The organism is Streptomyces sp. NPDC033216 (assembly GCF_055577115.1).
Window position 1 is genome coordinate 1 of the sequence record NZ_JBVIQK010000016.1, and the last position, 25041, is coordinate 25041.

General features: G+C 71.0%; 23 protein-coding genes and 1 riboswitch. Of the genes, 17 read left to right on the plus strand and 6 right to left on the minus strand.

Annotation, left to right across the window (positions count from 1 at the left end):
• From ACZ5Y0_RS25545 to ACZ5Y0_RS25555, 3 genes are all read left to right on the plus strand, one after another.
• Positions 1–461, plus strand: a 461-nt coding sequence (locus tag ACZ5Y0_RS25545; protein WP_469131010.1) for a cbb3-type cytochrome c oxidase subunit I, incomplete at its 5' end; no start/stop codon positions are given.
• Entirely contained in the window at positions 458–856 is a 399-nt protein-coding gene (locus ACZ5Y0_RS25550) for a cytochrome c oxidase subunit 4 (RefSeq protein WP_469131011.1), read from the plus strand. The genes ACZ5Y0_RS25545 and ACZ5Y0_RS25550, both read left to right, overlap by 4 nt.
• A 130-nt stretch (positions 857–986) precedes the next feature.
• Entirely contained in the window at positions 987–2243 is a 1257-nt protein-coding gene (locus ACZ5Y0_RS25555; protein ID WP_469131012.1) for a L,D-transpeptidase, read from the plus strand.
• A 95-nt stretch (positions 2244–2338) separates the two neighbouring features.
• On the opposite strand, the gene ACZ5Y0_RS25560 is transcribed toward ACZ5Y0_RS25555, so the two are convergent.
• Positions 2339–2740, minus strand: a complete 402-nt coding sequence (locus tag ACZ5Y0_RS25560; RefSeq protein ID WP_469131013.1) for a hypothetical protein — start codon at positions 2738–2740, stop codon at positions 2339–2341.
• 178 nt (positions 2741–2918) lie between these two features.
• Between ACZ5Y0_RS25560 and ctaE the strand changes: the two genes are divergently transcribed.
• From ctaE to ACZ5Y0_RS25590, 6 genes are all read left to right on the plus strand, one after another.
• Complete coding sequence (gene ctaE / locus ACZ5Y0_RS25565; RefSeq protein ID WP_356559036.1) at positions 2919–3539, plus strand: aa3-type cytochrome oxidase subunit III; 621 nt, start codon at positions 2919–2921, stop codon at positions 3537–3539.
• A 65-nt stretch (positions 3540–3604) separates the two neighbouring features.
• Positions 3605–4417: a cytochrome bc1 complex diheme cytochrome c subunit gene (qcrC, locus tag ACZ5Y0_RS25570; RefSeq protein ID WP_469131014.1), complete on the plus strand. Its 813-nt coding sequence runs from the start codon at positions 3605–3607 to the stop codon at positions 4415–4417.
• On the plus strand, positions 4414–5472 hold the full coding sequence (gene qcrA / locus ACZ5Y0_RS25575; RefSeq protein ID WP_469131015.1) for a cytochrome bc1 complex Rieske iron-sulfur subunit: 1059 nt from the start codon (positions 4414–4416) through the stop codon (positions 5470–5472). The genes qcrC and qcrA overlap by 4 nt, the downstream gene beginning before the upstream one ends.
• Positions 5469–7091 (plus strand): cytochrome bc1 complex cytochrome b subunit, encoded by a 1623-nt coding sequence (qcrB, locus tag ACZ5Y0_RS25580; RefSeq protein ID WP_469131016.1) that lies wholly within the window; start codon positions 5469–5471, stop codon positions 7089–7091. Before qcrA ends, qcrB begins: the two co-directional genes overlap by 4 nt.
• 138 nt (positions 7092–7229) lie before the next feature.
• Positions 7230–8294 (plus strand): anthranilate phosphoribosyltransferase, encoded by a 1065-nt coding sequence (gene trpD / locus ACZ5Y0_RS25585; protein WP_469131017.1) that lies wholly within the window; start codon positions 7230–7232, stop codon positions 8292–8294.
• Positions 8295–8380: 86 nt separating this feature from the next.
• A riboswitch (SAM riboswitch) is annotated at positions 8381–8497 on the plus strand.
• A gap of 163 nt (positions 8498–8660) precedes the next feature.
• Positions 8661–10022, plus strand: coding sequence for an aminotransferase class V-fold PLP-dependent enzyme (locus tag ACZ5Y0_RS25590; protein WP_469131018.1), 1362 nt, complete (start codon positions 8661–8663; stop codon positions 10020–10022).
• 33 nt (positions 10023–10055) lie between these two features.
• Here ACZ5Y0_RS25590 and ACZ5Y0_RS25595 read toward each other — a convergent pair whose 3' ends face one another.
• On the minus strand, positions 10056–10337 hold the full coding sequence (locus ACZ5Y0_RS25595; protein WP_469131019.1) for an Lrp/AsnC family transcriptional regulator: 282 nt from the start codon (positions 10335–10337) through the stop codon (positions 10056–10058).
• Positions 10334–11068, minus strand: coding sequence for a rhomboid family intramembrane serine protease (locus tag ACZ5Y0_RS25600; protein WP_469131020.1), 735 nt, complete (start codon positions 11066–11068; stop codon positions 10334–10336). The genes ACZ5Y0_RS25595 and ACZ5Y0_RS25600 overlap by 4 nt, the downstream gene beginning before the upstream one ends.
• A 171-nt stretch (positions 11069–11239) precedes the next feature.
• Here ACZ5Y0_RS25600 and ACZ5Y0_RS25605 point away from each other — a divergent pair, with 171 nt between their 5' ends.
• The 5 genes from ACZ5Y0_RS25605 to ACZ5Y0_RS25625 all read left to right on the plus strand — a co-directional run bounded on the left by ACZ5Y0_RS25605 (position 11240) and on the right by ACZ5Y0_RS25625 (position 16599).
• Positions 11240–11479, plus strand: a complete 240-nt coding sequence (locus tag ACZ5Y0_RS25605; RefSeq protein ID WP_073491882.1) for a hypothetical protein — start codon at positions 11240–11242, stop codon at positions 11477–11479.
• 36 nt (positions 11480–11515) lie between these two features.
• The gene (locus ACZ5Y0_RS25610; RefSeq protein WP_469131021.1) at positions 11516–12859 is read left to right on the plus strand and encodes an NYN domain-containing protein; all 1344 of its coding nucleotides are present in this window, start codon (positions 11516–11518) and stop codon (positions 12857–12859) included.
• Positions 12860–13070: 211 nt separating this feature from the next.
• Positions 13071–14105 (plus strand): C40 family peptidase, encoded by a 1035-nt coding sequence (locus ACZ5Y0_RS25615; RefSeq protein ID WP_469131022.1) that lies wholly within the window; start codon positions 13071–13073, stop codon positions 14103–14105.
• 223 nt (positions 14106–14328) lie between these two features.
• Positions 14329–15342, plus strand: a complete 1014-nt coding sequence (locus tag ACZ5Y0_RS25620; RefSeq protein WP_469131023.1) for a C40 family peptidase — start codon at positions 14329–14331, stop codon at positions 15340–15342.
• Between the two features lie 63 nt (positions 15343–15405).
• Positions 15406–16599 (plus strand): hypothetical protein, encoded by a 1194-nt coding sequence (locus tag ACZ5Y0_RS25625; RefSeq protein WP_469131024.1) that lies wholly within the window; start codon positions 15406–15408, stop codon positions 16597–16599.
• Here the strand turns inward: ACZ5Y0_RS25625 and ACZ5Y0_RS25630 are convergent.
• Positions 16581–17150 carry a PadR family transcriptional regulator gene (locus ACZ5Y0_RS25630; protein ID WP_467517288.1) on the minus strand — a complete coding sequence of 190 codons (570 nt, stop codon included), beginning with the start codon at positions 17148–17150 and terminating at the stop codon, positions 16581–16583. The two genes, ACZ5Y0_RS25625 and ACZ5Y0_RS25630, sit on opposite strands and share 19 nt — an antisense overlap.
• 115 nt (positions 17151–17265) lie before the next feature.
• Between ACZ5Y0_RS25630 and ACZ5Y0_RS25635 the strand changes: the two genes are divergently transcribed.
• A complete protein-coding gene (locus tag ACZ5Y0_RS25635) occupies positions 17266–18615 on the plus strand; it encodes an MATE family efflux transporter (protein ID WP_469131025.1) in 1350 nt (449 codons plus the stop codon).
• On the opposite strand, the gene ACZ5Y0_RS25640 is transcribed toward ACZ5Y0_RS25635, so the two are convergent.
• On the minus strand, positions 18576–19802 hold the full coding sequence (locus ACZ5Y0_RS25640; protein WP_469131026.1) for a glycosyltransferase 87 family protein: 1227 nt from the start codon (positions 19800–19802) through the stop codon (positions 18576–18578). The two genes, ACZ5Y0_RS25635 and ACZ5Y0_RS25640, sit on opposite strands and share 40 nt — an antisense overlap.
• 132 nt (positions 19803–19934) lie before the next feature.
• Between ACZ5Y0_RS25640 and ACZ5Y0_RS25645 the strand changes: the two genes are divergently transcribed.
• Both ACZ5Y0_RS25645 and ACZ5Y0_RS25650 read left to right on the plus strand, forming a co-directional pair.
• A complete protein-coding gene (locus tag ACZ5Y0_RS25645; protein ID WP_469131027.1) occupies positions 19935–21077 on the plus strand; it encodes a glycosyltransferase family 4 protein in 1143 nt (380 codons plus the stop codon).
• A 248-nt stretch (positions 21078–21325) separates the two neighbouring features.
• Complete coding sequence (locus ACZ5Y0_RS25650) at positions 21326–22975, plus strand: GMC oxidoreductase (protein WP_469131028.1); 1650 nt, start codon at positions 21326–21328, stop codon at positions 22973–22975.
• Between the two features lie 28 nt (positions 22976–23003).
• Here ACZ5Y0_RS25650 and ACZ5Y0_RS25655 read toward each other — a convergent pair whose 3' ends face one another.
• Complete coding sequence (locus ACZ5Y0_RS25655) at positions 23004–24800, minus strand: AMP-dependent synthetase/ligase (RefSeq protein ID WP_469131029.1); 1797 nt, start codon at positions 24798–24800, stop codon at positions 23004–23006.
• Positions 24801–25041: the final 241 nt, after the last annotated feature.

Sequence of the window (25041 nt, forward strand, 5' to 3'; positions counted from 1 at the left end):
CCGGCAAGATGCTCGACGAGCGCCTCGGCAAGATCACCTTCTGGACCCTGTTCGTCGGCTTCCACGGCACCTTCCTGGTCCAGCACTGGCTGGGCGCCGAGGGCATGCCGCGCCGCTACGCGGACTACCTCAACGCCGACGGCTTCACCGCCCTGAACACGATCTCGACGATCAGCTCGTTCGTGCTCGGCCTGTCCGTCCTGCCGTTCTTCTACAACGTGTGGAGGACCGCCAAGTACGGCAAGCCGGTCGGCGTCGACGACCCGTGGGGCTACGGCCGCTCCCTGGAGTGGGCGACCTCCTGCCCGCCGCCGCGGCACAACTTCCTCACCCTGCCGCGGATCCGCAGCGAATCCCCGGCGTTCGACCTGCACCACCCCGAGATCGCAGCGCTCGAGCAGCTGGAGCACGCCGGTCACGGCGCCGGCGCCATCGCGGGCAGCAAGGAGGCCGGCAAGTGAAGATCCAGGGCAAGATGTTCATCTGGCTGAGCGTCTTCGTCCTCGCCATGGCGGTCGTCTATGGCGTGTGGTCGAAGGAGCCGGCCGGCACCACGGCCCTCTTCCTGGCCTTCGGCCTGTGCATCATGGTCGGCTTCTACCTGGGCTTCACCGCCCGGCGGGTCGACACCGGTGCCCAGGACAACAAGGAGGCGGACGTCGCGGACGACGCCGGCGAGCTGGGCTTCTTCAGCCCGCACAGCTGGCAGCCGCTCTCCCTGGCCGTCGGCGGCGCCCTCGCCTTCCTGGGTGTCGCGGTCGGCTGGTGGCTGCTCTACTTCTCCGCCCCGCTGATCCTCATCGGCCTGTGGGGCTGGGTCTTCGAGTACTACCGCGGTGAGAACCGCACCCAGTAGCACACCCTCCGCGCGACAGAGCCCGGACACTCCGACAGGAGCGTCCGGGCTCCTGCGTTTGCCGTAATCGGGGTCGCCCGTACGTGTCACCCAGCGCGCCGTGGTTGACGCGGCTCCCTAGCGTGAAGCCATGAGCCACGAACCCCGGCCCCGCACCGTCGTCAGCTGCACGCTGCTGGTGATCGCCCTGGTCGCGGGCGCAACCGCCTGCGGCTCGGACGGCAACCCGCTCGCCTCACGTCCGTACGACGCGACGGACCAGATCTCCTTCAGCGTCCCCCACGGCGACACCGAGAAGGCCGACCCGGACAAGCCCCTGGAGATCAGGGCGAAGGACTCCGACGAACGGATCACCGACGTCACCGCCCTGGACGCCACAGGACGCTACGTGGCGGGCGAACTCGCCGCCGACGGCAGCCGCTGGCACAGCACCGAGCCGCTGGCCGCCAACGCCCACTACACGGTCCGCGTCAGCACCGAGGACGAGGACGGGGCACCCGGCCGCCGGGTCCTCACCTTCGACACGGGCAAACCCACCGACAAGAAGCGGCTGACCGTCGCCTTCGGCCCTGGCGCGGGCACCTACGGCGTCGGCCGGCCCGTCACCGCCGAACTGAGCCGGCCCGTCAGGGACCCCCTCCAGCGAGCCGTCGTGGAACGCGCCCTGAAGGTCGACTCCAAGCCCTCCGTACAGGGCGCCTGGCACTGGGTGGACGACAAGACGCTCCACTACCGCCCGCAGGACTACTGGCCCGCCCACGCCGCGGTCCGCGTCCACAGCAACCTGGACGGCATCAAGGTCGGCGACCGGCTCTGGGGCGGCAAGGCCAAGGACGTCGAACTCACCATCGGCGACCGCGTCATCGCGGTCGCCGACGCCTCCTCGCACTCCCTCACGCTGTACCGCAACGGTGAAGAGGTGAAGAAGATCCCCGTCACCACCGGAAAGCCCGGCTTCGAGACCCGCAACGGCGTCAAGGTCGTCCTGGGCAAGGAGTACTTCGTACGGATGCGCGGCACCACCGTCGGCATCGCCGAGGGCTCCTCGGAGTCGTACGACCTGCCCGTCTACTACGCCACCCGTGTCACCTGGAGCGGCGAGTACGTCCACGCCGCCCCCTGGTCCGTCGGCTCCCAGGGCTACGCCAACGTCAGCCACGGCTGTGTCGGCATGAGCACCGCCAACGCGCAGTGGTTCTTCGACAACGTCCGCGAGGGTGACATCGTCCAGGTCGTCAACAGCGGCGGCCGCACGATGGAGGCCTTCGGCAACGGCTTCGGCGACTGGAACCTGGACTGGAAGAAGTGGCGCGAGGGCAGCGCCCTGACCGGTGCCAGGCAGAAGGCCCAGGAGGACACGTCACGGCTGCGGCCCGCGGCTGCGTGACGCGCCCCGAAGGCCGGCGGGGCCGACGCGTACAGGGCGCGGGCGCGACAGCCCCGGACGGTTCGCGGCCGGCCCGAGGACCCCGCCCCCGCCCCTCAGGCGCCCACGAGGTTCCTGCGGCGCAGAACCGCCGCCAGGGCCTCCGCGAGCTCCACGGGGTCCACCGGCAGCGTCACCGCCGCGTCGGCCCGGCTCCACGTCGCCAGCCACGCGTCCTGCGGCCGCCCGATGAGCAGCAGCACCGGCGGGCAGCGGAACACCTCGTCCTTGATCTGCCGGCACAGCCCCATGCCGCCCATGGGCGCGGCCTCGCCGTCCAGCACGCACACGTCGATCCCGCCCTTGTCCAGCTCCGTCAGCACGGCGGCGGGCGTGGCGCACTCCAGGAACTCGACCAGGGGCGCGTCCGGAGCCGGCCGACGGCCGGCGGCCAACCGCACCTGCTCCCTGGTGTCGGCGTCGTCGCTGTAGACCAGCACCGTGGCGGTCGCCTGCATGGTTCCTCCGCGTCATTGGAGTGGAACTTCGGGTACCGATGGGGCGGATGCTACTCCCCCGGGCCGGTCGCCAACACCTGTTGGAACATGCCTGCGATGGGCCATACGGGCAGTACACGAGGTGCGAACACTCCGAACGGCACCCCCGGGAGTGAGGGCGGGATAAGCGACCGACATAATGTCGGTCGTGGCGACAGCAACGACAGTAGAAACCGGGCACGCGCACCCGTCGGTCAATCGGCCGAACCTCACCAGCGTCGGAACCATCATCTGGCTGAGTTCCGAGCTGATGTTCTTCGCGGCCCTCTTCGCGATGTACTTCACCCTGCGATCGGTGACCGGTCCCGATCACTGGAAGGAAATGGCGCATGCGCTGAACCTTCCGTTCTCGGCGACCAACACCACGATCCTGGTGCTCTCCTCCCTCACCTGTCAGCTCGGCGTCTTCGCCGCCGAGCGCGGTGACGTGAAGAAGCTCAGGATGTGGTTCATCGTCACCTTCGTGATGGGTGCGATCTTCATCGGCGGTCAGGTGTACGAGTACACCGAGCTGGTCAAGAAGGACGGGCTCTCGCTCTCCTCCGACCCGTACGGCTCGGCCTTCTACCTGACCACCGGGTTCCACGGCCTGCACGTGACGGGTGGCCTCATCGCCTTCCTGTTCGTCCTCGGCCGCACCTACGCGGCGAAGAGGTTCACCCACGAACAGGCGACCGCGGCCATCGTCGTGTCCTACTACTGGCACTTCGTCGATGTCGTCTGGATCGGCCTCTTCGCCACGATCTACCTGATCAAGTAGCCGGGCCCGATCCCGCACCCGTCCCAGAAGCATCGACGCAGAAGATCCTGACACCGGGGTAATCCGTGAAAAAGCTCTCCGCACGACGACGCCATCCATTGGCGGCGCTCGTCGTCCTACTCCTCGCGCTGGCATGCACCGGGGGGCTGTACGCCGCGTTCGCACCCGCGAGCAAGGCGCAGGCAGACGAAACCGCCCAGTCCCTCGCCATCGACGAGGGCAAGAAGCTCTACGCCGTCGGCTGCGCCAGCTGCCACGGCACCGGCGGTCAGGGCACCTCCGACGGTCCGAGCCTGGTCGGCGTGGGCGCCGCGGCCGTCGACTTCCAGGTCGCCACCGGCCGGATGCCGGCCGCGACCTCCCAGAGCGCCCAGGTGCCGCAGAAGCGGAACATCTACACGCAGGCCGAGATCGACCAGCTCGCCGCGTACATCGCCTCCCTCGGCGCCGGCCCGTCCGTCCCCACCGAGGCCCAGTACGGTCCCGAGGGAGCGGACATCGCCAAGGGCGGTGAGCTGTTCCGCACCAACTGCGCTCAGTGCCACAACTTCACCGGCAAGGGCGGCGCCCTGACCCGGGGCAAGTACGCACCGCCCCTCGACGGCGTCAGCCCGAAGCACATCTACGAGGCCATGCAGACCGGCCCGCAGAACATGCCCTCCTTCCCCGACAGCACGCTGACGGAGCAGAACAAGAAGGACGTCATCGCCTACCTGAAGGCGGTCAACGGTGAGGAGACGGCCAGCTACGGCGGTCTCGAGCTGGGCGGCATCGGCCCGGTCGCCGAGGGACTGTTCGGCTGGATCTTCGGTCTGGGCGGGCTGATCGCCGTCGCCGTATGGGTTGCCGCTCGGACCGCAAAGGCCAAGAAGTCATGAGTAGCCAAGACATTCCAGAAGAGAACCTGCCCGCTGAGCAGGACCACGCGCACGGTGCGGTGGACGTGGCGGACGAGAAGCACCCGTTCGCCGACCCCGGCCTGCCGCCCCACGAGCACCGGATCCAGGACGTCGACGAGCGGGCCGCCAAGCGGTCCGAACGTGCGGTCGCCCTCCTGTTCACGCTGTCGATGCTGGCCACCGTCGCCTTCATCGCCGCCTACGTGACGATCTCGCCCGACACCACGGTCTTCCTCTTCCCGCTCGGGCACGTCAGCGCGCTGAACTTCGCGCTCGGCGTGACGCTGGGGCTGGCCCTGTTCTGCATCGGCGCCGGCGCGGTCCACTGGGCCCGCACCCTGATGTCCGACGTGGAGGTCGCCGACGAGCGTCACCCGATCGAGGCGGCGCCGGAGGTCAAGGCCAAGGTCATGGCCGACTTCCGGGACGGCGCCAGGGAGTCCGCGCTGGGCCGCCGCAAGCTGATCCGCAACACGATGTTCGGCGCGCTGGCCCTGTTCCCGCTCTCCGGCGTCGTCCTGCTGCGCGACCTCGGTCCGCTGCCCGAGAACAAGCTGCGGCACACGCTGTGGGCCAAGGGCAAGCTGCTCGTCAACATGAACACCAACGAGCCGCTGCGTGCCTCCGACGTCGCCGTCGGCTCCCTCACCTTCGCCAAGCCGGAAGGCCTGGAGGAGGAGGACCACGACTTCCAGACCGAGATCGCCAAGGCCGCCCTGATGATCGTCCGCATCCAGCCGGACGACATCAAGGACAAGCGCGAGCTCGAGTGGTCGCACGAGGGCATCGTGGCGTACTCGAAGATCTGCACCCACGTGGGCTGCCCGATCTCCCTGTACGAGCAGCAGACGCACCACGTGCTGTGCCCCTGCCACCAGTCCACCTTCGACCTGTCCGACGGCGCCCGAGTGATCTTCGGTCCCGCCGGCCACGCCCTGCCGCAGCTGCGCATCGGCGTGAACGACGAGGGCTACCTCGAGGCGCTCGGCGACTTCGAAGAGCCCGTCGGTCCTGCCTTCTGGGAGCGCGGATGAGTAACAAGGACGACCGCCGCAAGGCGCCCGCGGGCGAGCGGGTCGCCGACTGGGCCGACGGCCGCCTGGGGATCTACTCCCTGGCCAAGGCCAACATGCGCAAGATCTTCCCGGACCACTGGTCCTTCATGCTCGGTGAGATCTGCCTCTACAGCTTCATCATCATCATCCTGACGGGTGTGTACCTGACGCTGTTCTTCCACCCGTCGATGAACGAGGTGGAGTACCACGGCAGCTACGTCCCGCTCCAGGGTCAGCTGATGTCCGAGGCCTTCAACTCGACCATGCACATCTCCTTCGATGTGCGCGGTGGTCTGCTCATCCGTCAGATCCACCACTGGGCCGCGGTCATCTTCCTCGCCGGCATGTTCGTGCACATGATGCGCGTCTTCTTCACGGGCGCCTTCCGCAAGCCGCGCGAGATCAACTGGCTGTTCGGCTTCCTGCTGTTCGTCCTGGGCATGTTCACCGGTTTCACCGGCTACTCGCTCCCGGACGACCTGCTCTCCGGCACCGGTGTCCGCTTCACCCAGGGCGCGATCCTGTCCGTGCCGATCGTCGGCACGTACATCTCGATGTTCCTGTTCGGCGGGGAGTTCCCGGGCGGCGACTTCGTCGCGCGGTTCTACTCGATCCACATCCTGCTGCTGCCGGGCATCATGCTCGGGCTCGTGGTCGGCCACCTGATCCTGGTCTTCTACCACAAGCACACCCAGTTCGCGGGTCCCGGACGCACCAACAAGAACGTCGTCGGCATGCCGCTGCTGCCGGTCTACATGGCGAAGGCCGGAGGCTTCTTCTTCCTGGTCTTCGGGTTCATCGCGCTCCTCGCCGGCATCGCCTCCATCAACCCGATCTGGGCCATCGGTCCCTACCGGCCGGACCAGGTGTCGACGGGTGCCCAGCCCGACTGGTACATGGGCTTCGCCGAGGGCCTGATCCGCGCCATGCCGGGCTGGGAGATCAACTTCTGGGGCCACACGCTGGTCCTGGGCGTGTTCGTCCCGCTGGTGCTGTTCGGTCTGTTCCTCGGTGTGATCGCGATGTACCCGTTCATCGAGTCGTGGGTCACCGGCGACAAGCGCGAGCACCACATCCTGGACCGCCCGCGCAACGCCCCGACCCGTACGGCCTTCGGTGTCGCCTGGGTCACCGGCTACCTGATCATGCTGATCGGTGGTGGCAACGACATCTTCGCCACCCACTTCCACCTGTCGATCAACGCGGTCACCTGGTTCGTCCGGATCGGCTTCTTCGCCGGACCGGTCATCGCCTTCGTGATCACCAAGCGGATCTGCCTCGGCCTCCAGCGCCGCGACAAGGACAAGGTGCTGCACGGTCGTGAGACCGGCACCATCAAGCGTCTGCCGCACGGTGAGTTCATCGAGGTGCACGAGCCGCTCAGCCAGGAGGCGCTCTACACGCTCACCTCGCACGAGCAGTACAAGCCCGCCGAGATCGGCCCTACGGTCGACGAGAACGGCGTCGAGCGCAAGGTGAAGCGCACCGAGAAGGTCCGCGCCAAGCTGAGCAAGGCGTACTACGGCGAGGAGAGCCAGATCCCCAAGCCGACCGTCGAGGAGTACAAGGAGATCACGAGCGGCCACGGCCACCACTGATCACTGCGTCGCCACGCAACGCGAAGGGCCCCGTCCGGTGCACGGACGGGGCCCTTCGCCCTGTCCGGGGCTGGATAGGGTGGTCCTGTCGAGACGCGCGTCCCGTGGAGCGGGACCACACTGACCCAGGAGCGGCTTATGAGCGCTGTGACCCCCGCCGGAGGCGACACCGCGGCGGACCGTTCCTGGCCCGACGTGCTGAACGCCCTGCTGTACGGCCGTGACCAGAGCGCCGACGCCACGGCGTGGGCGATGGACCGGATCATGCGCGGCGAGGCCACCGACGCCCAGATCGCCGGGTTCGTGGTGGCGCTGCGCGCCAAGGGCGAGACCGTCGAGGAGATCAACGGGCTCGTCCGCGCGATGTACGAGCACGCGAACGTGATCGAGGTGCCCGGTCCGGCCGTCGACATCGTCGGCACGGGCGGCGACGGCGCGAAGACGGTCAACATCTCGACGATGTCCTCGATCGTCGTGGCCGGCACGGGCGTGAAGGTCGTCAAGCACGGAAACCGGGCCGCGTCCTCCGCGTCCGGCGCCTCGGACGTCCTGGAGAAGCTCGGCGTCCGCCTCGACCTGACCCCGCAACGGGTGGCCGAGGTCGCCGAGGAGGCCGGCATCACCTTCTGCTTCGCGGTCAGGTTCCATCCGGCGCTGCGTCACGCCGGCGCCGCCCGCGGCCAGTTGGGCATCCGCACGGTGTTCAACCTGCTCGGCCCGCTGACCAACCCGGCCAAGGTCCGGGCCCAGGCGGTCGGCGTCGCGGACGCGCGCATGGCGCCGATCGTCGCCGGCGTCTTCGCCGAGCGCGGCAACTCCTCGCTGGTGTTCCGCGGTGACGACGGCCTCGACGAGCTGACGACCACCTCCACCTCCCGCGTCTGGGTCGTCCGCGACGGCAAGGTGACGGAGGAGTCCTTCGACCCGCGGGACGTCGGCCTCGACCTCGTTCCCGTCGAGGCCCTGCGGGGTGCCGACGCCTCCTACAACGCGGAGGTGGCGCGCGCGCTGCTGGACGGCGCGACGGGCCCGGTCCGGGACGCCGTCCTGCTGAACTCGGCGGCCGCCCTGGTCGCCCTGGAACCGACCGCGGCGTCGCTCACCGAGCAGATCCGGGCGGGCATGGCCAGGGCCGCGGAGTCCCTCGACTCGGGGGCGGCGAAGCGGACGCTGGAACGTTGGGCGGCCGCCACCCACGCCTGACCGCCCGTACGGTGCGACGCGGGGCGCGGTCCATCATCCGGACTGCGCCTTGCGCGCGGATGATCGTATGGCAAAATGCTCTACCAGGTCATGAGCGACAGTCATGAGGCCCCGGCCGACTGTCCGGCAACCCTCCGTCCGTGGCGGGGTGCCCCGGGTGAAGACCAGGCTGTGGACAGAAAGGTCCACGGCAAGCGCGGACCCCTCGCCACACCAGGGGTCCTGGTCGTCGAGGAGTCTTCCGTGAGCAAGCGAATGCGATAGGGCCGCAGAGCCCCGCCTCCGCACATCCCTGTTCAGCCATTCCCGCGCTCGAGCCACGGCCGCTCGCGCGGCGAGTCCGCCTGCCTCCACGGGAGTTCAGCCATGTCCGTCTCCACCGCTGCCGCCGTCCACGCCATTTGTGCCCCGCTGCCCGTTCTCGGGCGGGATGTGACCGTCCCGCTCGTCACCGGCGGCGAAGTCAGCTACGCGGCCCTCGACTACGCCGCCAGCGCCCCCGCCCTCCAGCGGGTCTGGGACGACGTGGCCGCCTACGCCCCCTACTACGGCAGCGTCCACCGCGGCGCCGGATACCTCTCCCAGCTCTCCACCGACCTCTTCGAGAACGCCCGCCGGACGGTCGCCGACTTCCTCGACTGCCGTCCCGACGACCAGCTGGTGTTCACCCGCTCCACCACCGACTCCCTGAACCTCCTCGCCGCCGCCCTCCCCTCCGGCTGCCAGGTCTTCGTCTTCGAGACGGAGCACCACGCCTCGCTGTTGCCCTGGAAGGACGCGCGGGTCACCTACCTCGACGCCCCGCGCACCCCGCGCCAGGCCGTCGCCACCCTGGAGCGGGCCCTCGCCGCCCGCGACCCGCGGGGCCCGGCGCTGGTCTGCGTCACCGGCGCCTCCAACGTCACCGGCGAGCTGTGGCCGGTACGCGAACTGGCCGCCGCGGCCCACGCGCACGGCGCCCGGATCGTCCTGGACGCCGCCCAGCTCGCCCCGCACCACCCGGTGTCCGTCCGTGACCTCGACGTCGACTGGGTCGCCTTCTCCGGCCACAAGCTGTACGCCCCCTTCGGGTCCGGCGTCCTGGCCGGCCGCGCGGACTGGCTGCGGGCGGCCGAGCCGTACCTCGCCGGCGGCGGCGCCAGCCGCAAGGTCGCCCGGCGCCAGGACGGGGGAGTGGACGTGGAGTGGCACGAGAGCGCCGCCCGGCACGAGGCGGGTTCCCCGAACGTCATCGGCGCCTACTCCATCGCCTCCGCCTGCAAGGCGCTCACCGAGGCGGGCTTCGACACGCTGGTGGCCCGCGAGCAGTACCTCGTCGAGAAGGTCCGCGCGGGCCTCGCAGAGGTCCGCGAGGTGCGGATCCTGTCCCTCTTCGGCGACGACGCGCCCCGGGTCGGCGTGATCTCGTTCGTCGTGGACGGCTGGAACAGCTCCCACTTCGCCGCCGCGCTCTCCGCCGAGTACGGCATCGGCGTCCGCGACGGCCTCTTCTGCGCCCACCCCCTGGTCCGCACCCTCCTGGGCGGCGACCCACAGGCCCAGGGCGAGTGCGGAGCTCCGGAGGCGGCCCCCGGCGAGAAGTCCCTCAACGCGATCCGCGTGAGCTTCGGCGCGGGCACTCCCGACGAGCACGTCGACCGCTTCGTGACGGCGGTGGGGGAGCTGGTGGCCGAGGGCGCGAAGTGGCGCTACCGCACGGAGGACGGCCGCTGCGTCCCGGTGGTGTAGGCGGCCGTTCGCGCCGGAGGCGGGTTCGGACGGTCAGGAGTCCAGACCGATCGCGAACGCCGCCTCCAGGTCGTGCTGCGAGTACGTGCGGAAAGCGACGTGCGTGTCCGTCACCTCCACGCCCGGGATCTTGCTGATCCGCCCCGGGATGACCTCGGCGAGATCCTCGTGCTGGCGCACCCGCACCATGGCGATCAGGTCGTAGGTCCCGGTCACGGAGAACACCTCGCTCACGGATTCCAGCGAAGCGATCGACTCCGCGATCTCGGGGATCCGGTCCACGCTGGTCTTGATGAGGACGATCGCGGTGATCACGGCTGGTTCTCTCCCTCGGGGGCCGGAGCTGGGCTGCTGTTCACTCTAGTGGGCCGGGTGAACCGGGCCCACGCGTAGACGAAGCCCAGTCCGAAGCCCAGCAGGTGTGCCAGGTACGCCACACCCGGCCCCGGCCCCGCCCGCCCCGCCGCCACCCATTGCAGCGCCGCCCAGAAGGGCAGCACGACCCAGGCCGGGAAGCGCAGCGGCAGGAAGAAGAGGAACGGCAGGAGACTGGTGACGCGGGCCCGGGGGAACAGGTACAGGAACGCGCCGAGGACCGCCGAGATCGCCCCGGAGGCGCCGACCAGGGACTGCTCGGAGTCGGCGTTGACGGCGGCGTAACCGAGCAGTGCCAGCGCGCCGCAGCCGAGGTAGAAGAGCGTGAACTCGACGCGGCCCATGCGGCGCTCGGTCATCGCCCCGAAGACGTGGAGGAAGAGCATGTTGCCCAACAGGTGCACCCAGCTGCCGTGGACGAACAGGGCGGTGAGGGGTGTGAGGGCGGCGCCGGTCGTACCCTCGAACAGGTCTGCGGGGATCACGCCCCACCGGCGGAAATAGGCGCGCTGCGCCAGTGCCGCCTCCTCGCCGGTGCCGTACACCGGGTCGAGGCCCGAGGCCGGACCGATCACGAAGACCAGGCAGCACACGGCCATCAGTGCGTACGTCACCGGCGCCGCGGGGTGTCGGACGGCTCGGCCGAGAGGCCTGCTCCAGTGGCTGATCATGGCTACAGAGCATGACGTAACGGGACGTACCATGCCGGACCGCCTCGCCGCCGTGGACGGACGGGCGGCGAGTACCCGCCAGGCCGTAGGGTTGCGAGCCACATGCTCCGGGGAGCGTCGAGCGCGCCCCGGTCCCGGAAGACGGACACTAGAAGGAAGCGGACGGTCACGATGACGGTTCCCCTGCCGACCGCCACGACGCGGTGGCGCTGCACTCTCTGCGGCAACCTCACGCGGTTCGACGTGACGCGCTCGTCGAAGGTCGTCGAGTACGTCCACCTCGATCTCGCCGGTGAGGCGAAGGTGGAGGAGCGCGAGGTGGTCAGTGAGACCATCGAGTCGGTGAGGTGCCGTTGGTGCAACGCCGTGGATCAGGTGGAACTGGTGGACAGGCCGGGTGCCGGCTCCTGAGGGAGCTGGCCCCGCACAGGTAGTGGGGTGTGACGGATGGTGGAGACCACGGGCGGGGGGCCGGGCGACGGCGCCGCCGAGGTGCTCGACCGTCCGCTGCCCGACGGCGTACGACGCCGGGTCGTGCAGATCGTCTCGGACGGTTTCGGCGGCCTGACCGTCGCCGAACTGCCCGGCCAGTTGCGGCAGTACGCCCGGTTCGCCCCGAACCGGCGAGCCAAGTTCGCGGGCAACGCGATGGCGGCCGCCCTGGAGACCGATCCGCTGTTCCGGCAGCGCATCGCCGAGAAGTTCAGAGAGGCCCAGCCGGAACTGGCCGGTGCCCTGGACTCCGGCTCGCCGCCCCCGGCCGCGGACCCGCTCGACGTGGCGGCCGCGGCCTACGTACTGCGCCCCACCGGCTGGGTGAAGCTGGTCACCGCTGCCGGCGAGGAAGCCCAGCGGGCGGACGCCGAGCGGGCCGGCGAGGAGAGCCGGGCGGAGCTGGAGCGGCTGCGCGAACAGCTCGCCGAGGCCCGCGAGCTGACCCGGACCGAGACCGAGCGGCTGCGCGGCGAACTGGACGCGGCGAGGCGGGAGGGCGAGTCGCTGCATCGCAAACTGCGGTCGGCCCTCAACGACGTCAAGCGCGGTGAGGCCGCGCTGCGCAAGCTCCAGGGCGAGATGGACGCCGTACGGAGCGAGGGGCAGGCGCAGGTGTCCGCGGCCGAGAGCGAGTCACGGCGGTTGAAGGCGCGGCTCGGCGAGGCGGAGGCCGCGCTGGAGGCCACCCGGCGGGCGGCCCGCGAGGGGCGCAGCGTCGAGGACATGCGGGTGCGGCTGCTGTTGGACACCCTGCTGGAATCGGCCCAAGGGCTGCGCAGGGAACTGGCGTTGCCGCCGGTGTCGGTGCGTCCGGCGGAGACCGTGGACGCGGTGGAGCCCGGCCGGATGACTCCGAAGGACATCGCCGCCCGAGCCCTGTCCGAGAACGACCCGGCGATCCTGGACCAGTTGCTCGCGTTGCCGCAGGCGCATCTCGTCGTCGACGGCTACAACGTCACCAAGACCGGCTATCCGCAGATGCCGTTGGAGAAGCAGAGGTTGCGGCTGCTCGGGCAGCTCTCGGCCCTCGCCGCGCAGACCGGCGCCGAGGTCACCTGTGTCTTCGACGGAGCCGAGCTGGTCGCGCCGGTGCTGCTGGCCCCGCCGCGCGGGGTGCGGGTGCTGTTCTCCAAGCCGGGGATCACCGCCGACGAGCTGATCCGCCAGCTGGTGCGGGCCGAGCCGCCCGGCCGGCCCGTCATCGTCGCCTCGACGGACCGTGAGGTGGCCGACGGGGTGGCCAGGGCGGGGGCCCGACCTGTCGCTTCTGCGGTGCTCCTGAAGCGCCTGGCCTGAAGGTCAACGTAAAGGGTCAATGCCCGAATTGACGCAAACGTCACGCAACGTAGCGTCAATCCCGCGTCACTGCATGTGGGTTGTGTGTAATAAATGCAGTGCGTCACCGACTTTTTCGGCTCCAGGATTTGAAGTGATCACAAGAAGGTCACTAGGGTCTGCCTTCGAACCTCCGCACGAGTGATCACTCACAAGAAGGAGCTCGCTCTCCGTGGCGTCCCACCGTCGACCCAAGCAGCCGAGTCGCACGCGCGTGACCGTGCTGACCACCGCGGCCGCCGCCGCTGTCGCCCTGAGCTCGCAGGCCGCCAACGCCGCTCCGAGCGAGAAGCCCAGCAAGGACGAGGTCAAGTCCAAGGTCGACAAGCTCTACGAAGACGCGGAGCAGGCCACCGAGAAGTACAACGGGGCCAAGGAGAAGCAGGAGAAGCTCCAGAAGGAGATCTCCACGATCCAGGACAACGTCGCCCGCGGCCAGGACGAGCTGAACGAGCTGCGTGAGTCCATAGGCCTGGCGGCGGCGGCCCAGTACCGCTCCGGCAGCATCGACTCCTCCCTCCAGTTGTTCCTGTCCTCGGACCCGGACGACTACCTCGACAAGGCGTCCACCGCCGACCAGTTGAGCGCCCAGCAGGTCGAGTCGCTGAGGAAGATCCAGGAGAAGCAGCGCGAGCTGGCCCAGGATCGCGCGGAGGCCTCCGACAAGCTCAAGGACCTCGCCTCCACCCGCACCGAACTGGGCAAGAAGAAGAAGGAAGTCCAGGGCAAGCTCGCCGAGGCGCAGAAGCTCCTCAACACGCTCACGGCCAAGGAGAAGGCCGACCTGGCCGCCGACGACGCCCGCGCCAGCCGCGACGCCGGCGAGCGGGTCGACCTCGGCAACACCGGCCCCGCCTCCGGCCGCGCCATGGCCGCCTTCCAGGCCGCCCAGAGCAAGATCGGTTCGCCCTACGTCTACGGCGCCACCGGCCCGTCCTCCTTCGACTGCTCCGGCCTGACCTCCTGGGCGTACGCCCAGGCCGGCGTCGGTATCCCGCGCACCTCGCAGGCCCAGGCCAACGCCGGCACGCGCATCTACTCCCAGTCCGACCTCAAGGTCGGCGACCTGGTCATCTTCTACGGCGACCAGCACCACGTCGGCTTCTACGCGGGCAACGGCCAGGTGCTGCACGCCCCGCGCACCGGCACGGTCGTGCGCTACGAGTCCATCAACAACATGCCGTTCCAGTTCGGCGTCCGGATCTGAGCATCCGGGATCGCGACACAGTGACGCCCGAACGGGCGAATCACCGCGACGCGAACTGACCCCACACCCCGCCCATGACCTGCGTCAGAGGCGGGGTGTCACGTTGTGTGGCCGCAGAGGTTCTTTGGTGGGCCCCCCGTCACGGGGCTACTGTCTGCCGCGTTTCCCCGGTACTCGTGCCGGGGACGGTCTCTGTCCGCCAGTGGAAGGAGCGCGGCTTCCCGTGGGGTCCCATCGCCGCCTTGCACCGTCCGGGTTCGACAGGGGCGCCCTGTGCGTCCTGTCCGCCGCCGCAGCCGCCCTCGGCGCCGTCTCCACCACCGTGCCGGCCACGGCCGCCCCGCACGAGGACGCCCGGACCGAGGTGGACCGGCTCTACGAGGCCGCCGAGAAGGCCACCGAGGCCTTCAACGAGGCCGGGGAGCGGGCCGGTGTCCTGCGCCGGCAGGTCGGCGACTCCCAGGACCGGATCGCCCGCAAGCAGGAGCGCGTCAACGGGCTGCGTGAGCAGCTCGGCGCCCTGGCCGGCGCCCAGTACCGCTCCGGTGGCCTCGACCCGTCCCTGGCGCTCCTGTTCTCCGACGACCCGGCCGACTACCTCGACAAGGCCTCCGTCCTCGACCGCATCACCACCCACCAGGCCGGTGAGCTGAAGGACCTCCAGGACGCCCTGCGCGAACTCGCCCAGGAGCGCGCGGAGGCCACCCGCAAGCTGGGGGAGCTGGAGAAGAGTCGCGTGGCCGCCGAGAAGCACAAACGGACCGTCGAGCGGAAGCTCGCCCGGGCCCGGCAACTGCTGAACTCCCTGCCGTCCGCCGAGCGTGCCGCCTACGACCGGGCCTCCCGGTCCGGCCGCTCCGACCTCCCCGCCCCCGGCGGCGCCGTCGCCTCGGGCCGTGCCGCCACCGCCCTGGCCGCCGCCCGCTCCGCGCTCGGCAGGCCGTACGTGTGGGGCGCCAACGGCCCCACCGGCTTCGACTGCTCGGGCCTGGTGCAGTGGTCGTACGCGCAGGCCGGGATCTCCCTGCCGCGGACCTCGCAGGCCCAGGCGCACGCCGGGCGGCGGGTCCCGCTCTCCCAGGCGCGGCCCGGCGACATCGTCACCTACCGCTCCGACGCCAGTCATGTCGGCATGTACGCGGGCAACGGCCAGGTCATCCATGCCCCCTACCCCGGCGCACCCGTGCGTTACGACCCGGTCGGGATGATGCCGGTGTCGTCGGTGACAAGGCCCTGACGGGGGTGTGCGGCGGACGCCGGACGGGTTCCGCCCGGGGCGACTCGCCGTACGATCGGGGGGATGGCTGGTCGCAGGCGGGCGCGCGGATCCGGAGTCGTGGGGCTCGCGGTGCTGCTGCTCGCCCTGCTCGTGGGCTGCGGCGGGCGGCCCGCCACGGACACCGCCAGGGCCGAGGTGCAGCGGGTGCTGGACCGGCGGGCCGCCGCCGTCCTCGCCCATGACGCCGCCGCCTACGCCACCACCGGGGACCCCGCCGGATACACCCGGCTGCGGGCCGTGCCGCTGGCCGCCTGGTCCTACCGGGTCACCGACGTGCGGCCCGGCGGCGACGAGGCAGCGGCCGACGCGGAGCTGAGCTACCGCATCGAGGGCCACGACAGGGCTCCGGTGACGGTGGCACGCGCTCTGCGGCTGACCCGGGACGGGGCCGGGCGGTGGGCCGTGGTCTCCGAGAAGCCCGCGCGCGAGGCCGGCCAGCAGCTCTGGGACCAGGGCGCGGTCACCGTCGTCCGGGGCGCGCACAGTCTCGTTCTCGGCGTCGGCCACTCCGGCGAGCTGCTGCGGAGCTTCGCCGGGCTCGCCGACCGGGCCGTCCCCGCGGTCTCGCAGGCGTGGGGCACCGACTGGGCCCGGCGGGTCGTCGTCCTCGTACCGAAGTCGCTGGAGGGCATGGCGGCGCTGCTCGGCTCGCCCGCCTCCTCGTACCGGGGGATCGCCGCGGTCACCACGGGGGAGACGGGCGGCGGGCCGGACGCGCCGGCGGACCGGGTCATCGTCAACCCGGACGCCTACGCCATGCTCGGCCCGGTGGGCCGGCAGGTGGTCCTCACCCACGAGACCACGCACGTCGCCACCCGGGCCGACACCAACGAGGCGACGCCGCTGTGGCTGTCCGAGGGGTATGCCGACTGGGTCGGCTACCGCGGCACCGGACGCACCCCGGACGAGGCCGCCCCCGAGCTGCGCAAGGCCGTCCGGGAGGGCCAGGTGCCGGACGAGCTGCCGCCCGACGGCGACTTCGGCTTCGCCGGGGACGCGGCGCGGCTGGCGCGGGCGTACGAGGGCGGCTGGACGGCCTGCCGGATGATCGCCGAGCGGTGGGGCGAGGAGCGGCTCGTCGCCTTCTACCGGGCCGTGGGGGAGCGCGGCGAGCGGCCGGGGGCGGTCGAGGGGGCGATGGGGAGCGTGCTGGGGACGACGCTGGAGGACTTCGCCGCAGATTGGCGGCAGTACCTTCACGACGAACTGGGCTGAGCACTGCTCCGATCGGTCTCCGCCCGCCGCTTGTCCAGTACGGCGATGGCTTCTTCGAGCCAGGCACGCTCGGTCTCGCCGGTGGCCCTCGCGACCCGCAGGATGCCCTGCCGGAACAGGTCCTCGGTCTCCTCGGCCCGTACGGGTTCGCCCTCCCGGTAGAAGAAGCTCGACGGCGTCAGGAGGAAGTCCAGTCGGCGGCGCAGCACCGCCGCCTGCTCGTGCGGGTCGGGCAGGTGGCGCAGGAACGACAGGACGGTGTTGAAGCGGACCTGGTCGGTGATCTCCGTCTGTCTGGGGTGCCGTAGCCGTTCCAGCAGGTCCGCGCGGCCGGACTCGGTCAGCGACAGCATCCGGCGCGGGACCGCGCTCGCACCCTCCTCGGTGTGCTGGTCGAGCTTGCCGGCCGCCACCAGGCGGGTGATGGCCGGGTAGAGCGCGCCGTCGCTGACCGGGCGGACATGGCCGCTGAGCGCCTTGATGCGCTCCTTCAGCTCGTACCCGTGCAGCGGCTGCTCGGCGAGGAAGCCGAGGATCGACAGTTCCAGCATCGGGGCGGACTCCTCCTTGCGGTCACCGGCACCCCATGCTACCTCTTATCGAGCTATCTCGATTCGAGGTAGGCACTCCCACGTGCCCTCGGGGCCGACAGGACGGAGACCCACCGTGCGCAGCCACCGCGAGCACCTGGTCACGCTCGCCCGCCCGGTCTACTTCTCGCTTGTCGCCTCCGTGGCCGCCGGGCTGATCAACACCGTCTGGGTCTCCCGGCTCGGCGGACCCGCGGTCGCCGCCGTCGCGGTCGCCACCAACACCGAGAACGTGCTGCTCGGCATCGCCCTGGTCTTCGCCTCCGGGACGACCGTGCTGGTCTCGCACGCCCGCGGCGCACGCGATCCGGCGGCCGTGCGCGCGGCCGTACGGGGCGGCTGGGCGCTCTGCGCGGTGGTCACCCCCGTCGTCGCCGTGGGGGGCTTCCTGCTGCGCGAACCCCTGGCCCGGCTGGTCCTCGGCGGCGACGACGGACCCGCGCTCGGCCTCGCCGTGGCCTACTTGGCGATCTCCATGCCGGGCGTGGCCGTCTTCTTCGCGCAGAACCTGGTCGACGGCCTTCTCAAGGGGGCCGGCGACACCAGGACCCCGATGCGCCTCGCCCTGCTCGCCAACGCGCTGATCCTCGTCCTCGACCCGCTCCTCATCCACCGGTACGGCGTCCGGGGCGCCGCCGCCTCGACGGTGCTGTGCCGGTGCGTGGCCCTCGGCCTGGGCCTGAGGGCGCTGCGCCGCGACACCCTCCTGAAGCCGGTCGCGAAGGTCACCGCCGTGGCCCCGGCGGGCGCCTCCACCGGCGCGTCCACCCGTGCGTCCCTGCGGCGGACGCTGACGACCGGGCTGCCCATGTCCCTCGACTTCACCGTGCGCCAGGCCGGCGCCCTCGCGCTGGTCGCCGTCGTCGCCCGGCTCGGGGTGACGGCCGTGGCCGCGTACGCGATCGTCTACAAGGTCCTGTACGTCGCCACGATGGCCTTCTACGCGGTACGCCAGGCCGCCTCCATCCACACGGCGCACACCCTGGGTGCGGGCCGAAGGGGGGAGCGGTGGGCGATCGGACGGCAGGCCCTGCTCGTCTCCGGGACCGTCGGCCTGGTGGCGGCCCTGCTGCTGGCCGCCACGGCGCCCTGGATCATGGCCGCCTTCGGCGCCGGGCCCGCCGTGGCGAGGGAGGGGGTGCTGTTCCTGCGCTGCATCGGCCCGTATCTGCTGCTGACGGCCGGGTTCATCGCACTCGGCGGGGTGTTCGAGGGCAGCGGCGGAGCGCCGCTGCTGCTGCGGGTGACCGTGCTCGGCACGGTCGTCCAACTGCCCCTTGCCCACGCCCTGTCGGGGCTGGGCCTGGCGGGGGTCTCCCTGGCTTCGGCACTGTCGATGGCCGTGCAGTGCGCGGCGGTGGGCGTGCTGCTGCGGCGGGCTCGGCGTCAGGAGGAGACCGGCGTGCCCTTGGCGCCGGCGGCCTGACCGGGCTCCACGCGGCCCGGGTCGCCGAGCGGCACGGTCGCGCGCCACAGCCGCACGGCCGCGGTGACGGCGGCCGCCACCAGCAGGCCGTTGCGCAGGAACAGCAGGGTCAGTCCGAGGGCGTCGCTCGCGACGACGTGGTCGAACCAGACCGGGAACTCCAGCACCGTCACCAGCGACGCGGCCAGCACCAGAGCGGTCGGGGGCCCCATCCGGCTGTCCCGGAAGCACCGGCAGACCGCGGCCAGACCGACCAGCCACACCAGGTACTGCGGGCTGATCACGCGGCTGGTGGTGGTGAACAGCAGGACGGCGGTGAAGGCCGCGTCCGCGAGGGTGTGCGGCGCGAACCGCCTCGCGCGCAGCCGCCACAGCAGCAGCCAGCCGACCGCGGCCGCCGTCAGGCCGAGGGCCGCGTCACTCACCGCGCCCACGTGCGGGCCGACGAACTCCACCGAGCCGTAGTGGAGCAGCACCTCGCCGCTCCAACCGAAGTGCCGGGCCACATGGAGGACCAGGGCGCCCATCGACTCCACCTCGGTTCCGCGGTCCCGCTGGTGGGAGAGGAAGGCGAAGGCGCCGGGCGCGGCCAGCGCGAACAGGGCCGACAGGGCGCCGACGGTGACGGCCGCCGTGCTCCAGGCCCGCCACCGCACGGCGCCGGCCAGCAGCAGCACCGGCCACACCTTGAGCAGCGCCCCCAGGCCGACCAGCGCCCCCATGATGCGGGGGTGCCGGACACCCGCGAGCAGCGCGGCCACCGCGGCCGCGGTCACCGTCAGGTCGTAGCGGGCGTACACCGTCGGGCCGAGCAGCGGGACGCCCGCCACCCAGACCCCGGCGCCGCGTGACGAGCGGCCCGCGCCGAGCAGCAGCACGAGGACGGCGAGGTCGGCGAGGAAGGCCAGGACGAAGAAGGCCGGCGCGTAGTCCAGGAAGGGCAGCAGCGCGGGGGCGAGGACGGCGAGAGCGGCGGCGGGCGGGTACTGCCAGGTGACGTCGTCCCGTGGGAAGCTCCCGGCGCTCAGCGCGTCGTACCAGCCCCGGTAGATCACCGACACGTCGGTGGTGACGTCCGGGCCGGGGAATTCGTACACCTTGAACACGCACAGCAGCAGCATGAGCCGGGTCACGCCCCAGGTGCCCAGCAGACCCGTCAGGCCGGCCGGGGAGCGCCTGTCGTCCATGAACTCCACTTTGCCCCTGTTCGTCCTCTTGGTCAGGGTATGTGGACCGTATGATCTCCTGTCCGGCTGTGCGCGGGCCGTGCGGCACGGCCGGGCGTGGCGGTGCGGGCGGTTTGGATAAGGTCGGCGGCGATGCACAAGACCCTGATCGTGACGAACGACTTCCCGCCGCGCCCCGGCGGCATCCAGGCCTTCCTCCACAACATGGCGCTGCGCCTGGACCCCGAGCGCGTCGTCGTCCACGCCTCCACCTGGAAGCGCGGCCGGGAGGGGGCCGAGGCCACGGCCGCCTTCGACGCCCAGCAGCCCTTCACCGTCGTACGGGACTCGACGACCATGCTGCTGCCGACGCCCGGCGCGACCCGGCGGGCCGTGGGGCTGCTGCGCGAGCACGGGTGCACGTCCGTGTGGTTCGGGGCCGCCGCCCCGCTCGGGCTGATGGCTCCCGCGCTCCGCAAGGCCGGCGCCCGGCGGCTGGTGGCCACCACCCACGGCCACGAGGCCGGCTGGGCCCAGTTGCCCGCCGCCCGGCAACTGCTGAGGCGGATCGGCGAGTCGACCGACACGATCACCTACCTCGGCGAGTACACGCGTTCGCGGATCGCCACGGCGCTGAGCCCCGAGGCCGCCGCACGCATGGTGCGACTGCCGCCGGGCGTCGACGAGAAGACCTTCCACCCCGGCTCCGGCGGCGACGAGGTCCGCGCCCGTCTCGGGCTCACGGACCGCCCGGTGGTGGTGTGCGTCTCGCGGCTCGTGCCGCGCAAGGGCCAGGACACGTTGATCAGGGCCATGCCCCGCATCCTCGCCGCCGAGCCGGAGACCGTGCTGCTCGTCGTCGGCGGCGGACCCTACGAGAAGGATCTGCGCCGCCTGGCCCACGAGACCGGAGTCGCCGCCTCCGTGCGCTTCACCGGCGCCGTCCCCTGGTCGGACCTGCCCGCCCACTACGGCGCCGGCGACGTCTTCGCCATGCCGTGCCGCACCCGCCGGGGCGGACTCGACGTCGAGGGCCTCGGCATCGTCTACCTGGAGGCCTCCGCGACCGGCCTCCCCGTCGTCGCCGGCGACTCCGGGGGCGCCCCGGACGCGGTGCTCGACGGCGAGACCGGCTGGGTGGTGCGAGGCGCCTCGCCGGAGGACACCGCCGACCGCGTCACCGCCCTCCTCGCCGACCCCGAACTGCGCCGGCGCATGGGTGAACGAGGCCGCCGGTGGGTGGAGGAACGGTGGCGCTGGGACTTGCTCGCGGAGCGTCTGAAGGAACTGCTCTGAGGCGGACGCCTCTGCGGGCGAACGCCCGGCGGCACAGCCCCCGAGGGGCCGCGGGGGCTGCGCCGAGGTGCGGCTCCGCCGCGTGAGCGCGAGCAGCCACGACGGCCCGCACCCGCTCGATCGGGCATGAGGCACCACCGGGTGGACCGGCCCGCACCCGCCCGATCGGGCGGCGAAACACCACGGGTGGCGCCCCGAAGGCTGCGCGGCCACTAGGCGGAACCCGATAATCCGCCCATGCTGCCCACATGACCTCCAACCTGATAGATCGTCATCTGACGAGACGTCAAATCCTCGGCATGGCAGCCCTTCAGACGGCCGCCACCCTCGGCTTCACGCGCATCACCCTGGACTCCGCCCGAGCGGCGGAGCCCGCCGCGGAACCCGACGCGGTCGACAACGCCCCGGCGATCGTCGTCGGCTCCGGCTACGGCGCCGCCGTCGCCGCCCTCCGCCTCGGTCAGGCCGGCATCCGCACCCTCGTCCTGGAGATGGGCCGCCTCTGGAACACCCCCGGCGCCGACGGCAAGGTGTTCTGCTCCACCAGCGCGCCCGACCAGCGCTCCATGTGGTTCCGCACCCGCACCGAGGCCCCGCTGGCGAGCTTCCTCTGGCTGGACGTCGTCAACAGGGACATCAGCCGCTACCCCGGCGTCCTGGACCGCGTGCACTTCGCCGACATGTCGGTCTTCGTCGGCCGCGGGGTCGGCGGTGGCTCCCTCGTCAACGGCGGAATGGCGGTCACCCCGCTCCCCTCCTGCTTCGCCGAGCAGTTTCCGACCGTCGACGCCGCCGAGATGTACCACACGTACTTCCCGCGGGCCCGTGCGATGCTCGGCGTCAACACCGTGGACCCCGCATGGTTCGAGGCGACGGACTGGTACCGCTTCACCCGCGTCTCCCGCAGGCACGCGCAGAACGCAGGCCTGAGGACCACCTTCGTGCCCAGCGTCTACGACTTCGGGTACATGCGGCGCGAGGCGGCCGGCACGGCGACGAAGTCGGCGCTCGCCGGGGAGGTCATCTACGGCAACAACCACGGCAAGCGCAGCCTCGACAAGACCTACCTCGCCTCCGCGCTCGGCACCGGCAACGTCACCATCCACACCATGGAGAAGGTCCGCGCGATCAGCCGGACCGCCGACGGCACCTACGTCCTGACCGCCGACCGCATCGACGCCACCGGGAACGTCGTCGGGACCACGCACTACGGCTGCACCTACCTGTTCCTCGGCGGCGGCAGCCTCGGCACCAGTGAACTCCTCGTCCGGGCCCGCGAGACGGGCACGCTGCCCGCGCTGAACGCCAGCGTGGGAGCCGGGTGGGGCACCAACGGCAACGTGATGCTCGGACGGGCGAACCACCTGTGGGACACCGTCGGCGCCGATCAGTCGACCATGCCGGTCATGGGCATCGACGACTGGGCGAACACCGCCAACCCCGTCTTCGCGGAGATCGCCCCGCTGCCGACGGGCCTGGAGCACTGGGTCAGCCTCTATCTGGCGATCACCAAGAACCCGCAGCGGGCGGCGTTCACCTACGACTCGGCGTCGGGGACGGTGAAGCTCGGCTGGAGTGCCGCGCAGAGCGCCGTGTCCGTCGGCATGGCGAAGAAGCTGTTCGACCGGATCAACGCGGCGAACGCCACGATCTACCGCTACGACCTGTTCGGCGGCTCCGGCAAGGTCTTCGCCGACGACTTCACCTACCACCCGCTGGGCGGGTGCGTACTGGGGAAGGCGACCGACGACTACGGCCGGGTGAAGGGCTATTCGCGGCTGTACGTCACCGACGGCTCGCTCGTGCCCGGCTCGATCGGAGTGAACCCCTTCGTCACCATCACGGCGCTCGCCGAACGCACCATGGCGCGGGTCCTCGCCGAGGACACCGCGCCATGACGACCGGTCAGGAGACGTGCGGCTACGGCTACTTCCCGTAGATCGCCTCGATCTCGGCCGCGTAGTCCTTCGCCACGACGTTGCGCTTGAGCTTCAGCGACGGGGTGAGGTGGCCGGAGTCCTCCGTGAACTGGGAGGGAAGAATGCGGAACTTCCGCACCGATTCCGCTTTCGAGACCGCGGCGTTGCCGTCGTCGACCGCCGACTGGATCTCGGACAGCAGGTCGGCGTCCTCGCTCAGCGACGCCGCGGTGGAGCCAGCCGGCTTGCCGTGGTCGGCCGCCCAACGACCCAGGAACTCCTCGTCGATGGTGACCAGCGCGCCCACGAACGGCCGCCCGTCGCCCACCACCATGCACTCCGCGACCAGCGCGTGCGCCCGGATGCGGTCCTCGATCACGGCCGGGGCGACGTTCTTGCCCCCCGCGGTGACGATGATCTCCTTCTTGCGCCCGGTGATCCGCAGGTAGCCGTCCTCGTCGAGGGTGCCGATGTCGCCGGTGTGGAACCAGCCGTCGGCCAGCGCCTCCGCGGTCGCGGCGGGGTTGTTCCAGTACTCCTTGAACAGGTGCTCGCCGTGCAGCAGCACCTCACCGTCGTCCGCGATGCGCACCACCGAGCCCGGCAGCGGCTGGCCGACCGTACCGATCTTCTGCCGGTCCCAGGGGTTGAACGCGGTCGCCGCACAGGACTCCGTGAGACCGTAACCCTCCAGCACGGTGAACCCGATGCCGCGGAAGAAGTGGCCGAGGCGCTCGCCCAGCGGGGCACCGCCGGAGATGGCGTACTCGCCCCTGCCGCCGAGCACCGCGCGCAGCTTGCCGTAGACCAGCTTGTCGAAGACCTTGTGCTTGATCTTCACGCCGATCGACGGGCCCGCCGGGGTGTCCAGCGCCTTGCTGTACGCGATCGCGGCGTCCGCCGCCTTGTCGAAGATCGCGCCCTTGCCGTCCGCCTGCGCCTTGGCCCGCGCGGCGTTGTAGACCTTCTCGAACACGCGCGGCACGCCGAGGATCAGCGTCGGCCGGAAGGACGCCAGTTCGTCGGTGAGGTTCTTGATGTCCGGGACCATGCCCAGCTTGATCGGCGCCATCATCGGCGCTATCTGCACCAGGCGGCCGAAGACGTGCGCGAGCGGGAGGAACAGCAGCACGCTGCACTCGTCGGTGCGGAACAGGGGGCGCAGCCGCTCCACCACGTTGCCGCACTCGGCGAAGAAGCTGCGGTGGGTGAGCACGCAGCCCTTGGGCCGGCCGGTCGTACCGGAGGTGTAGACGATGGTCGCCGGGTCGTCGGCCTTGGCGAGCGAGCCGCGCTCCTCCACGGTCTCGTCGGAGACGTCCGTGCCGAGCCGCCGCAGTTCCTCGACGCCGCCTGCCTCGATCTGCCAGACGTGCTTCAGCGCCGGCAGGGTGGCACGCACCGACTCGACGGTGGCGCTGTGGCCGTCCAGCTCGACGACACAGGCGGTCGCGCCCGAGTCGGAGAGGATCCACTGCACCTGCTCCGGCGAGCTGGTCTCGTACACCGGCACGGTGACCGCGCCCGCGCACCAGATCGCGAAGTCGAGCAGCGTCCACTCGTAGCGGGTGCGTGACATCAGGCCGACGCGGTCGCCCGGCTGGACACCGGAGGCGATGAGCCCCTTGGCGGCCGCGTGCACCTCGGCCAGGAAGGCCGTGGCCGTGACGTCCTGCCAGACGCCGTCGACCTTGCGGGCGATGACGGCGACGTCGGGGTGCTGCGCGGCGTTTCTCCGGACGATGTCGGTCAGATTGCCGTCCGTGGGGACCTCGTACAAAGCCGGAAGGCTGAACTCGCGCAAGACTGCTGCTCCTCATAGGGCGCCGGCGCCACGACGTTGTGCGATGCGACGGTGCGGTCCAAGGCTCGGGCAAGTGCTCGCGCATCCGGTGGTTGAAATGCTGAGCACGACTGGACTGCCCGGACGTTACCCGCCGGTATGGCTTCTTCGACAGGGGGGTCCGGCGAGATGTTCGCTGCGTCACACAGATGGGTGTTGCAGTCCGTACGGTAGTCCACCCCCTAAGTGACTGGCCAGTAAC

What these genes read in the sequence shown, in the direction of transcription:
- ACZ5Y0_RS25640 (WP_469131026.1), bottom strand. Translation starts at nt 19,802, where the DNA reads ATGGACGACAGGCGCTCCCCGGCCGGCCTGACGGGTCTGCTGGGCACC.
- ACZ5Y0_RS25630 (WP_467517288.1), bottom strand. Translation starts at nt 17,150, where the DNA reads ATGCTGGAACTGTCGATCCTCGGCTTCCTCGCCGAGCAGCCGCTGCAC.
- ctaE (WP_356559036.1), top strand. Translation starts at nt 2,919, where the DNA reads ATGTCGGTCGTGGCGACAGCAACGACAGTAGAAACCGGGCACGCGCAC.
- ACZ5Y0_RS25560 (WP_469131013.1), bottom strand. Translation starts at nt 2,740, where the DNA reads ATGCAGGCGACCGCCACGGTGCTGGTCTACAGCGACGACGCCGACACC.
- ACZ5Y0_RS25650 (WP_469131028.1), top strand. Translation starts at nt 21,326, where the DNA reads ATGACCTCCAACCTGATAGATCGTCATCTGACGAGACGTCAAATCCTC.
- qcrA (WP_469131015.1), top strand. Translation starts at nt 4,414, where the DNA reads ATGAGTAGCCAAGACATTCCAGAAGAGAACCTGCCCGCTGAGCAGGAC.
- ACZ5Y0_RS25625 (WP_469131024.1), top strand. Translation starts at nt 15,406, where the DNA reads ATGGCTGGTCGCAGGCGGGCGCGCGGATCCGGAGTCGTGGGGCTCGCG.
- ACZ5Y0_RS25590 (WP_469131018.1), top strand. Translation starts at nt 8,661, where the DNA reads ATGTCCGTCTCCACCGCTGCCGCCGTCCACGCCATTTGTGCCCCGCTG.
- ACZ5Y0_RS25605 (WP_073491882.1), top strand. Translation starts at nt 11,240, where the DNA reads ATGACGGTTCCCCTGCCGACCGCCACGACGCGGTGGCGCTGCACTCTC.
- ACZ5Y0_RS25610 (WP_469131021.1), top strand. Translation starts at nt 11,516, where the DNA reads ATGGTGGAGACCACGGGCGGGGGGCCGGGCGACGGCGCCGCCGAGGTG.
- qcrB (WP_469131016.1), top strand. Translation starts at nt 5,469, where the DNA reads ATGAGTAACAAGGACGACCGCCGCAAGGCGCCCGCGGGCGAGCGGGTC.
- ACZ5Y0_RS25600 (WP_469131020.1), bottom strand. Translation starts at nt 11,068, where the DNA reads ATGATCAGCCACTGGAGCAGGCCTCTCGGCCGAGCCGTCCGACACCCC.
- ACZ5Y0_RS25645 (WP_469131027.1), top strand. Translation starts at nt 19,935, where the DNA reads ATGCACAAGACCCTGATCGTGACGAACGACTTCCCGCCGCGCCCCGGC.
- ACZ5Y0_RS25555 (WP_469131012.1), top strand. Translation starts at nt 987, where the DNA reads ATGAGCCACGAACCCCGGCCCCGCACCGTCGTCAGCTGCACGCTGCTG.
- trpD (WP_469131017.1), top strand. Translation starts at nt 7,230, where the DNA reads ATGAGCGCTGTGACCCCCGCCGGAGGCGACACCGCGGCGGACCGTTCC.